Source organism: Rhizobium skierniewicense (assembly GCF_014196515.1).
Taxonomy (GTDB): Bacteria; Pseudomonadota; Alphaproteobacteria; order Rhizobiales; family Rhizobiaceae; genus Agrobacterium; species Agrobacterium skierniewicense.
This window is the reverse complement of sequence record NZ_JACIDV010000011.1, coordinates 82,610-93,375: the sequence shown is the minus strand read 5'-3', so window position 1 is coordinate 93,375 and position 10,766 is coordinate 82,610. Positions and strand designations below refer to the sequence as shown.

At 55.1% G+C, this 10,766-nt stretch carries 10 protein-coding genes and 1 pseudogene; 9 read left to right on the top strand and 2 right to left on the bottom strand.

Features of this window, described 5'->3' with window-relative positions:
- Positions 1–121 precede the first annotated feature (121 nt).
- The 4 genes and pseudogenes from GGQ73_RS17420 to GGQ73_RS17410 all read left to right on the top strand — a co-directional run.
- On the top strand, positions 122–556 hold the full coding sequence (locus tag GGQ73_RS17420; protein WP_113169962.1) for a YqaA family protein: 435 nt from the start codon (positions 122–124) through the stop codon (positions 554–556).
- 242 nt (positions 557–798) lie between these two features.
- On the top strand, positions 799–1,239 hold the full coding sequence (locus tag GGQ73_RS23045) for an NmrA family NAD(P)-binding protein (RefSeq protein ID WP_234911005.1): 441 nt from the start codon (positions 799–801) through the stop codon (positions 1,237–1,239).
- On the top strand, positions 1,236–1,493 hold the full coding sequence (locus GGQ73_RS23040; protein WP_234911004.1) for a Rossmann-fold NAD(P)-binding domain-containing protein: 258 nt from the start codon (positions 1,236–1,238) through the stop codon (positions 1,491–1,493). Before GGQ73_RS23045 ends, GGQ73_RS23040 begins: the two co-directional genes overlap by 4 nt.
- 37 nt (positions 1,494–1,530) lie before the next feature.
- Positions 1,531–1,800 (top strand): annotated as a pseudogene (locus GGQ73_RS17410) (DinB/UmuC family translesion DNA polymerase); the annotation flags it as partial.
- A gap of 350 nt (positions 1,801–2,150) precedes the next feature.
- Here the strand turns inward: GGQ73_RS17410 and GGQ73_RS17405 are convergent.
- Positions 2,151–2,342: a hypothetical protein gene (locus tag GGQ73_RS17405; RefSeq protein ID WP_113169845.1), complete on the bottom strand. Its 192-nt coding sequence runs from the start codon at positions 2,340–2,342 to the stop codon at positions 2,151–2,153.
- Positions 2,343–2,443: 101 nt separating this feature from the next.
- Between GGQ73_RS17405 and GGQ73_RS17400 the strand changes: the two genes are divergently transcribed.
- Together GGQ73_RS17400 and GGQ73_RS17395 are read left to right on the top strand one after the other, a co-directional pair.
- Positions 2,444–3,004 (top strand): type II toxin-antitoxin system VapC family toxin, encoded by a 561-nt coding sequence (locus tag GGQ73_RS17400; protein WP_113169846.1) that lies wholly within the window; start codon positions 2,444–2,446, stop codon positions 3,002–3,004.
- A gap of 224 nt (positions 3,005–3,228) precedes the next feature.
- A complete protein-coding gene (locus GGQ73_RS17395; protein WP_162734007.1) occupies positions 3,229–5,511 on the top strand; it encodes a DNA cytosine methyltransferase in 2,283 nt (760 codons plus the stop codon).
- Positions 5,512–5,518: 7 nt separating this feature from the next.
- Here the strand turns inward: GGQ73_RS17395 and GGQ73_RS17390 are convergent, their stop codons facing one another.
- Entirely contained in the window at positions 5,519–6,196 is a 678-nt protein-coding gene (locus GGQ73_RS17390; protein ID WP_113169848.1) for a hypothetical protein, read from the bottom strand.
- A gap of 496 nt (positions 6,197–6,692) precedes the next feature.
- On the opposite strand from GGQ73_RS17390, the gene GGQ73_RS17385 reads away from it, so the two are divergent.
- The 3 genes from GGQ73_RS17385 (at position 6,693) to GGQ73_RS17375 (ending at position 10,758) form a co-directional block, all read left to right on the top strand.
- Entirely contained in the window at positions 6,693–7,214 is a 522-nt protein-coding gene (locus GGQ73_RS17385) for a hypothetical protein (protein WP_113169849.1), read from the top strand.
- A gap of 364 nt (positions 7,215–7,578) precedes the next feature.
- Positions 7,579–8,424, top strand: a complete 846-nt coding sequence (locus tag GGQ73_RS17380; RefSeq protein ID WP_113169850.1) for a hypothetical protein — start codon at positions 7,579–7,581, stop codon at positions 8,422–8,424.
- 9 nt (positions 8,425–8,433) lie between these two features.
- On the top strand, positions 8,434–10,758 hold the full coding sequence (locus tag GGQ73_RS17375) for a hypothetical protein (protein ID WP_113169851.1): 2,325 nt from the start codon (positions 8,434–8,436) through the stop codon (positions 10,756–10,758).
- The last annotated feature ends 8 nt before the right edge of the window (positions 10,759–10,766 follow it).

Below are 10,766 nucleotides of genomic sequence, written 5' to 3'. Positions count from 1 at the left end.
GGAGGAGTTCTACGACCTCTAGCTGCTAGAGGTGCAAGAAGAAAATTTGCGACTGCGCTAGTTCTTTTGGTGCCGAAGGACAATTATCGCTACATTGACGCATCGTCAAAGACAGGCATCACTGACATTGACAGTATATATCGGTCTTTTCTTTACGGCTCTGATTGCCGCAACCATCCTGCCCGCTCAGTCCGAAGCCTTGCTGGTCGTCCTGCTGGTAACGGGCGAGTATTCCGTGATCGCACTGATTGCCGTCGCAGGTGCCGGAAACATTCTCGGTTCGGTCATCAACTGGACATTGGGCCGTGGACTTGAACGGTTTCGTGGCCGTCGCTGGTTTCCGGTGTCTGAAGCGACTCTTGAAAAAGCCCAGCGGTGGTATCAACGCTATGGAAAGTGGTCGCTGCTTGCGAGTTGGGTTCCCATCATAGGTGATCCGATAACCATCGCGGCAGGCGTGTTGAAGGAACCCCTGCCGATGTTCATTCTTCTGGTGTCCATCGCCAAGATCGGTCGATATGCTGTTCTGGCGATGGTGACATTGGGACTGGCATGACATGCTGCCGTGGATCGTAGACTTCAAGAAAGACATCTACTTCGCCTTCGCCGATCACATCAAGGCGTTCGCAGGCGGTGGCCGCCGGATGCGTTTCTGATTTTTCTTCCGATGGCTGTTACGTCTGGGTCCGCCATCTGCAGCATTGTCGACTAACTGCAGTATCACCCGTGTACCTTCCTTTCTTCGTCGGCCTGACTTGCCAAATAGCGGCAACACAGGATTTTGAAGGATTCAGATCGATGAACACAACAGCCTCCACCGTGAAGTCTCGGAACATTCTTGTCCTCGGGACCGGGGAACTCGGCATGCCCGTTCTGCGCAACTTGGCTCTTCGCGCCAAGGACGTCGAGGGCGCGAAGAGCAGCGTTTTTCTGCGCGCCAGTGCTGTTGTATCAGATGTGCCGGCGAAGCAGGGCGACATCGCTGAAATCGGAGACCTTGGCATCGAGATCGTCGAAGGTGATTTGATGAAGTGCTCAATCGACGAACTGGCGTCTCTTTTCTCGAGGTACGACACCGTCATCGGCTGCGCTGGCTATGCGGCTGGGATTAATACACCGATGAAGCTTGCAAAGGCGGCGTTGCAGTCCGGTATACCGCGCTATTTCCCCTGGCAGTTCGGTCGATTTCGAAGCGATTGGTCGAGGCGGTCCGCAGGACGTCTTCGACGCTCAACTTGATGTTCGTGAACTTCTTCGCTCATGGCAAGACTCAGTGGGTCATCATCTCCACCGGCATGTTCATGAGCTATCTCTTCGAACCGGATTTCGGCGTCGTTGATCTGCAGACGCACACAGTCAACGCCCTCGGCAGTTACGACACTGCTGTCACGCTGACCACACCCGACGACATTGGTGCTCTCACCGCTGAAATCGTCTTCTACGAGCCGACCATTAGCAACGAGATCGTCTTCCTTGCCGGGGATACTATCTGACCTGAGACCCTCTTCCCTCCAGTTTTCAGGAGAGTCTTTGGCCGAAAAGGTCTGGCGTTATTGTGAAGCACACGACATCACCGGAAAAACGGTGACTGTCAAAATCAAATATTCGGACTTTACCCAGGCGACACGAAGCAAGACACTGGTCTCAGGTATTACAAGCGTCGAGATGCTCATCGATGCCGCTGAAATTTTGCTCGCGTCTGTCTTTCCATTCAAAAGACCAATCCGGCTTGTCGGCGTCACACTGTCATCACTCAGCAACGAGGGCGGACAAACCTCACAGCTAGAACTCGGCCTGTGATCGCCGGGCCGAGACGCAGACTGCTTGAAAGAGGTTTCCTACCCCACCGCTTCTAGTTTGAAGCCGCGTCGTCTGGTTGAGGGCAAAGGTTCACCACAAAACTCACCACTTTCGCAGAAGACATTTCACAGGGTTTAAGAGTGGGACTCCTCCCTGATGCAAGATAAAAGTTGAACGAAACGACGTCGTTACCAGAGAGCTGCTCGGCGTAGAGCCAGATGCGTCTTTGATCGTTGGATCGGCGCACTGTTACACCCCACCTATCACCTTCGAATTCCACCGTGCAGAAACCCGTAGGGAGACGCGCTAAACATCGCTGGAACTCTAGCAAGTCGTCGTGGGGCCAGAGACTAGAACTTGTCGTCGTCATCCAGAGTACCTGGGAGTTTTGCCCAATCCTTTACAGGCATCTTCCCCGTGGGGCTAAACGTCAGGACGAAGTGACCATCGACATCCTCTATGATCTGCGGACCGTCTTTCGACGCGTCGAACAGCTCTTTCGGGTCACTTTCCGCTCGCTGCCGAGTCCACGCCTTATTCATACGAGTTGGTACCTTCAAAGTCCCATGAGACCAAATATTTTGACGCCGGTTCAATTGTACTGTTTTCTGCCGACAACGGCAAATCGATCGTTGGAAAGACGATGCTAAAACAGGATGCTAAATCCAATAGGCGGATGCTGCTTCTGGACACGACGATCCTCAGCGCTCGTGCAAGGAAGCGTCCACCTGAAGGCCTAAGAGATTGGCTGGCGGAAGCCTCCGAAGTCGCCCACCTGTGCATATGCTTTCCAGTTCTAATGGAGATAAAGCGCGGTCTTTATCTTTCAAGAGACGAGGACACAAAAGCTCGTGTCCTACGGGCGATTGAGGATATTGAACAATCGGATTTCTTCTATTTGGGGTTGGGGCGTGAAACGGAAGACATACTTGCGCAGATGATGGCTAGTCCGGCGCTCAAGAAGTTTTGGTTTCCCAACCCCGCCCAAAGACGCCAAAGGGTAAGTCACGACTTGATGATCTCAGCGGTCGCAATCACCTACGGAACGCCCATCGTGACGACCGACGGAGATTTTGCGGAGATCGACCGTTACTTCAGCCTTCCAGGCGTCTACAACCCTTTGACAGGAAAATGGGTAGTGATATCCGTTGAACCCATCGAATTGCCCAGAATAAAAGGGTCCTTAGCTGATCCAACAATGTAATCCGACCACACCTCTGTCTCAGCGAGATAGAAGCCGTCTGTGTAGACCCCTGGTAGCCCAACCTCGTCCTGAAAGGGACGTCTCCGGGATTAATTTTCCGTACGATGACAAGTCGTGCCGGTGGCACCGCTAATCGTGTCAATTCATGGTTCTTTCACTTTAGCTTTTTGGGTTAGTTCAACCTTTGGATGGTACAGGTCGCCCATGCCTTTCGGAGCCGCTCCATGACCACCAACCAAATGCTATTCGATCAGAAAGCCAAACTGTCCAAGATGGCGAACAAACTGATCTCGATAAATAAAGAAATCACGAAGCTGTACGTTGACGCCGCGCTTTGTTTAGATGACCTAGCTGGACTGGATTCGGCGCAAGTCCAGACATTCCTGTCGATGCACGCCAATATGTCCCTCCGGGAGATCGAGCAGCTACAGAAGACTGCAGCCATCTTAAGTCCAAAATCGTCTCCCTTCTCTATTCATCGAGAACTTCTGATCGGCAGCGGCATTTCGATCGCCGCGATCAACGAGTTCGCAGAGGCTACCGAGGTCGCGCAACGCGAAACCATCCGCCTCCTCAACAAATCGAAGGTTCTGCGTGCCGACGAAGTAAAAAATGTTCGAGATGCAGACAGGGAATGCGCGAGGTCAGAGGCAAGTCGAAAAGCCGTGCTGAGTTCTTACTCCACCGATGTGACAAAGCGGAAGATTGAAAGATTGGAGCGCCAAAGCGAATCCATCGCGCTTGACCTCCAAACTTTTCAGGAATCATGGAATCACGGCGAATTCGACGAAGACGAAGAACTGCATGCATTCTGTCACAAAAAACTGGCTGCCGCAGCGGTCGAGGCTATGGCATCGTACACTGATGTGTTCGGTGACACACACACGCTCCTCGAATCGTCCGACGTCGAAGCACGGCAGCTAGCGGCACCATATTTCGCTCTTCGTCAGTTGGCTGACGGAAAGTTCGGTATGCGTGGTGGCCTGGATTTGCTGCGGGACATCGGCGAAGGTCGCCTGTCTCTACTTGAAGCGCTGTCGCCGCTGCTCTCCCACGAGGCGTTCCCAGCGGGGACTGACTCAAGGCTGGAAGTTCTGGAGTTATGCGCCGGTGCCGGTGGGATGTCGATCGGGCTTCAGGCCGCGGGATTCAAGCATGTGGCGCTTTTTGACAAACACAACCCGGCTGTCGAGACTCTCAGACATAACCAGCCTCACTGGCCTGTCACCAAGATCAATGTGAGAGAGCTCGGCGAGAAGGAGCTTTCGAGGTTCCGTAATGTCGACCTTTTCGCTGCCGGCCTTCCTTGTATGCCGGGTGCAAAGCACTCTCGCAGACCTGACCTCTATCCTGAAATGATCGATATCATTCGCATGATATCGCCGAAGGCATTCATATTAGAGTGCGACGCCGGGGCCAGAGAGAAACACCCTTTTCTGCTGCTTCGTGCCGGAATCGTAAATACCCTGACAGCGTGCGATTACAACGTCGCCGACTTTCCGCTCGACACCAAGGAGTTCGGACTTCCTCACTCAACCGACCGGCACTTCTTCGTGGGTATCCACAAGGACTTTCCCCGTCTTTTCGAGAAACCGCAGATCATGACGGACAGCATTGAAACTATAGCGGAACGGCTCAAAAAGAACTCTTGGTATACGGCGCCACCGCCCGGATACATCAAAGGTACCGGGCAAGTGCTCGCCGAGACGATCGCGCCATACGAGACCGAAAGTCCAAATGATGAAAAGCAGGAGTTCTACAATAGTTGGATAATGCGGTGGTGCGCCGATCACCGCATGTCGATGCTTCCTGACATCCCATCGAAGCAAACGACTGACGCGCCCAAATCCCAGGCGGGCCGTCTGCAAGTAAAACGCAAAGCAGAGGCGGAATCATGGTTGAAGGCCGGTTTTCTGGGACCGCGCGTCGTAGAAGAACCGCCATCTCTGGATGAGGTTAAGGACACAAGCTTCAAACCGCGCATCACGTTCGCAGCCTTGGCGGCTGCACAGGGCTTTCCGCCGGAATGGCAGTTCCAGGCGGAGGGACAAAACCAAAGATTGGCTATGATCCAGGCGGCCTTACCTCCGGTCATGGCGCGTATGGTGGGACTGGCCGTGCGAAGCGCGCTGACTGGTGAGGTCTTCGATCTCGACAGTGAGGTGAAGATGCCGGTAATCGACCCTTCAAAAATAGGTCCGCAACGCGCCGTCACTCCGCAACCCATTAGATCCGGAACGCTGAGACTGAACGCTCGTCGACGTCGCGGGCCAAGGCCTGTCGATCTGCCTAGGGACGATCTATATGAAAAAGCTGTGCGAGTCCTTCGCGGGGAGTATCTCAACGAAGTGGAGCGAAATCACAAACGGAGAGCTGGGGTCAGGCGTGCAATGGTTCTCGTGAAGGAGGAATGGCAGCGCGATGAAGAGGCCGAACGTCTTCGTCGCGAGCTTGAGGACATCGCCGCCTGGGAGGCCTCTCCGTATCCGGAAGAGGCACCAGGTTGAGGAAGTCCTACCGCGGGAAGCCGGCTTCCCGTTCTTGCCCGAGGATAACCCTGCAGAGATCGGTAGAGTCGTTCTGCCAAAACACAGCGACCTTTTCTTGATTGATATAGATCGGCGCCCAAGGACTACCAGCACTCATCGTTATGTTCACTTCCCGCCCTTCGTGGTCTTCGAACGATAAAGCCTCGACGACCATCCCTCCATCGAGAAATGGAAGTCTTTCGATTTCCACGTCGGAAAAATTCTGAACGAGCGAAAGATATGCATCTCCACAGTTCGAGTTTACAAGGCAATTCGGCGCTCTTGTAGCGTCGGGGATCAGTTCACGCTCGTCGATGAAAGCCGAGAGCCACTCGAACATCGCGTCGCCTTCCCCCTCGATCTCATGACGAGTTTCCCTGTGATACTTCCACGACTCCCACCCCGTATCTCCCAGCACGCGTCTGCTGTAGACGTACTCGCTCATGTGAGCATGCTTCCACGACGCCTCCGACAGCCCTGAAATGCTCTTATCGTCGAAGATGATCTCAACTGGCGACGAGAAGACATTACCCTTGACCGGAACTAGACCGATAGCGAACGACGTGCCTGAACGGCGCGCGATCGGCTTATGTCCAATGCGGCGTAGCGTGGGCCCAAGACGATCTTGTATTTCGTCAAGCCGATTTCTGATGAACTTGGCCATATTTCCCTCCAATATTTTAAGAGAGGATTCGGTCGAGTCTTGCAAGACACAAGCAAAGATTCGTAATTGTTGACAATTATCGAAATTGATTCCCTAGATATGTTGACAATTCGGCAATGTATAAACGAACAATTCGCCTACGTACGCGCGCGTATACTTCATAAAATTTGATAACTGGCGTCAATACATAGAAGAAAATTTAATTTTGTGGACTTTTTACTTATTTTTAGATAACTGAATCAGCGTCTTCATCCAGTCATCTCGGGTTCGTGGCATGAGAGTTCATCGAATAAGGTTCTCCATAATAGCCTGACAAAGGCTGCGCCGGCTGCACTGCGCTCACGATCTGTTCGCCATCAAGGATGGCCAACATTAGAAAAACCTAATTAAATATCCCGTTTTCGTTCCGTAAGCACAAAATCGAAGTGGTCGCGCACTGCTGTTTCGAACGCTGCTAAAAGGTCCCTGAACGCAGGAGAAACGAGCCGCTGAACCGTTGAACATCTACGGCGTGGCGCGCGGGATGAAGGAGACCAACATGGACAACAAGTATTCTCACCACACGCTCTGCATGCCGATTTTCAAACCCCAGGTCGAGGAAATCTTCCAAAGGCTTGTTCAGGCGAGCCTTCGCCTTGAGACGCACGCCAGCAAAGCGCGCCGCTTAGGGACGCTGTCCCAATTCGATGCTGCGGTCGCCTCTTGCGTAAACGGTTTGAAACACCAGTCAGTCCGTTACCACTATCAACGGCTGGAACGGGCGGTTCTAGAAGAGTTCGGAAACGCCGGTATGTTGCCTTCCGAACGCACGTTCCGACGCCGCGTAGAACGCGCGCAGATCGCTGTCGCCACCAACCTCCGAGCTGAGAAATCGAAAAGACGGGGAGCAGCATACCGTTCGAGCCTGGGTGCCGACATTGCCGTGTTCGATGGCCGGACTTTTGGTTCGGCACTCCGGAGCATCGAGATTCCAGACCTTGACGACGTGATCCCTAAGGCTTCGGCAACCGATCGGTAGGCAACGATGCCACTCGACCAAGACTTCGAAGAGCCTCGCCGCACATCATAGCGGTGCCTTCCGAAAATTGACTGCAAATCATCAGTGACCCGACCACGACGTGGCCGGGACAGGAAACCTGCGCGCTCGAAAGGAGCCCTCGATGAACTTCGTCTCCATCCACCATCACCCCATTTCCGCAGGTGCCTCGGGTCAGGCACATGACTTCGCGTTCCGCGCGCGTCGCCGCCCCAACTAGAAACGACACTGGCATCCGGTGCCCACCTTACCTTCCGAAAGTGCGGCGCCTTCCCCCTTCATCAACATTCCCAAACCGACCATCCTTCCTGGTCGGCACGGGGAAACGCACGCCCAAGGAGCTGCAATGACCCGCATTCGACAGATCATCCGTTACATCAAGGAACTGGAATCCGGCTACGACCGGACCTTGGAAGCGATCCCTTCCGAAACACTGTTCCTTCGTGCCTCGCAACCAGTCTCGGGACAGTATCTTCCTTTCGACGCCTCCGGTGTCGACGACGAAGGACTCGAAGACCTGATTAGCATTCCTACCGTCTGGAAGCCGACCGAGGAGCCGACGCCGTCGCGCTGGTACCCAGCCCGGACGAAGTCCCACAGCCGCGGAAGTCTCGTCAACGGCAAGACGAGGAAGGCAATCACGTTCTCGAGCACATATGAGCGCAATCTCGCTTACATGATGTGTGCGTCCAAGCACGTCGTGCTCGTCGAAGATCAGCCTTCGGCAGTCCTAATCCGGCAGGAGGACGGCACTTCACAGCACACGGTCGATTATCGGGCCACCATGTCGACGGGAACCGTGATCGTCGTCGGGGTTAGACCATCCGACATGCTCGAAAAGGACGGCTTGGCTTTCACGATCGGTACCCTCGACCAGAACTTACCACATGGCTTTGCCGATGGCGCTACCATCATCACCGAAAAGGAAGCCACGGACGCACGATGCTGGAACGCGAAGAGTATCCTTCGAGCCCTCAAGCACTCCTCCAAAACCGACAACGACCGTCTGCGGGATTATGCATCGCGCTTTCATGGCACCGTCCACATCCGCGACCTTCTGGCGGGTTGGGGAATTCCCGCCCACGGCTGGAACGCGGTCTGGTGCCTTATCCATGACGAGATCCTCGAACCGGTCCGGCCGGATCTCATGCTCGTCGACGCCCCCTTCGTCAAATTCAATCACAAAAACTGAGAGATAAGCATGCAACCCGATCTAAGACAGCTTCTCGCTCTCCAGCACAACCCCGCGTCGCTTCCATACGTCCGGCTTCCGGAAAATGCCCGGATCAAGGACCTCGGCATCGAGTACTACGTCCTCCACTGTGACCGTAATGGGGCAGTGCTGCGTCGCACGGACGAGACCAACGCGAACGTAAGCTTTACCCAGCCCGAACTCAATGAAAGGCTAAATCGCCCCGGCAATCCTATGACGGTCGAGTTCGGCTATTTCGGAAAAAGTCCGGCTAAGGCTCGTCTTTCCGGCTCCAGCAGCCTGTCTACCTTGACACCAAACGATCAGGAGGACGTTCTCCGCAAAGAATTCTTTGTCCGCAGATTTTTCGAACTTCGATCGGAGTTTCTTGAGAAGCGGCGTCTCGCCCGCATCGACGGCATGCCGATGCCAGCCGTCGTGAGCAAGTCGCGCGAGCCACTCCTCCGTATCATCCCGCAGATCGCCCTCGAGTGGCGGGACATGCAGACTAGCGTCAAGGGCGCGAAAGCTCTTACCTACCGAACGAAAGCCACCCTCGCTCTGTTCGAGCCCAAGCCTTCCACCGTCAAGAGCTGGATTCTCGAGATGGAGACGAACGACTTCAATCCCATCTGCCTCAGAAATGACTACAGGCGCGACCGGCCGGAGTATTTCACACCGGACGAGTTCGTACATCTCAGCGAAGCCATCGGCGAGGCTTGCTCGCGTACAAGACCGGATCTGGCGGCGATCCATCGCGAGATGGAGCGGAAGATCGAGGCAGAGAACAAGTTCCGCGGACCGAATGACCAGCTTCGCATCCCGTGCGAGGAGACGCTCCGCAACCGCTTCAACGCGCAGCCGGAAATGTGGCGCGATCTCGGTCGCAACGGGAAAGAGGCGGCGCGTCGGGAATGGCAGCCCGAGCACGGCGGCCTTGATGTTATCCGCCCACTTGAACGGGTAGAATGCGACGATCACGAGACAGACCTTCAGACGCTCCTCGTGAAGGTCGGCATCTGGAAAACGCTTTCTAAAGCACAGAAAAAGAAGATCAAACGACTCCGCCTCACCATTACGGCGATGATCTGCGTGGCAAGCCGGGGAATCGTCGCCCTCCACGTAACCTGCGAACCCCCTTCCCTCAAATCGGCCATGACCGCCCTGGAGATGTCGACACGCGACAAGACCGAAATTGCCCGACGCCTCGGTTGCCAGTCTGCTTGGCCCCAGGGCGGGACCCATGAAACCGTGGCGACGGATAGCGCGATGTATTTCGCGCACCGACCCTATCGAGTCGCCCTGAACGACGCCGGGATCGAAATTTTTCTGCCTCGCGCGGGCGACGCCTCCTGGCGCGGCTTCATTGAGCGCTGGTTTCAAACATTCAGTCACCAGATGTTCAATTACTTCGATGGTCGAACCTGGTCGTCTTCCGACGAGAAGGGCGACTACGATGCAGAAGCATACGCAAACATGGTAGCTGATCAGGTCGCCGAATGCATGATCCGCTGGTGCGTCGACGCCTATCATAACGCGCCGCATTCAGAGCTGAACGGGGCGACGCCGCTCAACACTTGGTATGAGCTCGCAGGTGTCCACGGCGTCCAGCCGGGTCCGACCGGCACCTTACGCACCCACCTGTTCGGAACCTACGTGACCCGCAAGGCCTCCAAGAAAGGCTACCGGGTAGCGGGTCTCTACTTCCAGAGCAAGGAGCTCCAGCAGATGCGCCGGAAGAAGAACAAAGCCCCGCTTCTTGGGCGCGTTAACAATCATAACCTGGGCGCCATTTCGGTTTTGACGCCGGACGGCTGGATCGAGGTCCCATGTGTCCATTCCGAACTGGAAGGCGTGAGTATCTGGCAGTGGCTGGCGGCGTCCGAACGCCTGAAGCTGTTCAACGCCGAAAACGGGAAAGCTTCCCGGCAGACCATGCTCGACACATTTGGCTGGCTCAAACAGCAGGCGGACATGGCACGGCTCGAGGCCGGCCTCGTCAACCCGGTTCTGACCGACGATGACTATCTGCGCTTCGAGAAAAAGATGGATCATGTCTTCGACATCATGGACAGCCCCGTCAAGGGTGAACCCCGCCCGGTCGGCGAGTGGCATCCGTCCGACGAACTTTTCGCGGCCTTGCGCATCGAGCCTGTGGTCTACGCCAAGACACGGACAATGAAGGAACTCCGCCAGGAAGCAGAAGCGGGTGGCCGCCCTGCGATTGGGATGGCTCCAGAGAACTCGACTTCAAACCAATCATCTGCCGACAATGACGACCAAGAGACGTCGCCCGTCCGCATCATTAGCAACGACATCTTCGATGACGAATAGGACATCCA

What these genes read in the sequence shown, in the direction of transcription:
- GGQ73_RS23045 (WP_234911005.1), top strand. Translation starts at nt 799, where the DNA reads ATGAACACAACAGCCTCCACCGTGAAGTCTCGGAACATTCTTGTCCTC.
- GGQ73_RS17405 (WP_113169845.1), bottom strand. Translation starts at nt 2,342, where the DNA reads ATGAATAAGGCGTGGACTCGGCAGCGAGCGGAAAGTGACCCGAAAGAG.
- GGQ73_RS17400 (WP_113169846.1), top strand. Translation starts at nt 2,444, where the DNA reads ATGCTAAAACAGGATGCTAAATCCAATAGGCGGATGCTGCTTCTGGAC.
- GGQ73_RS17395 (WP_162734007.1), top strand. Translation starts at nt 3,229, where the DNA reads ATGACCACCAACCAAATGCTATTCGATCAGAAAGCCAAACTGTCCAAG.
- GGQ73_RS17390 (WP_113169848.1), bottom strand. Translation starts at nt 6,196, where the DNA reads ATGGCCAAGTTCATCAGAAATCGGCTTGACGAAATACAAGATCGTCTT.
- GGQ73_RS17380 (WP_113169850.1), top strand. Translation starts at nt 7,579, where the DNA reads ATGACCCGCATTCGACAGATCATCCGTTACATCAAGGAACTGGAATCC.
- GGQ73_RS17375 (WP_113169851.1), top strand. Translation starts at nt 8,434, where the DNA reads ATGCAACCCGATCTAAGACAGCTTCTCGCTCTCCAGCACAACCCCGCG.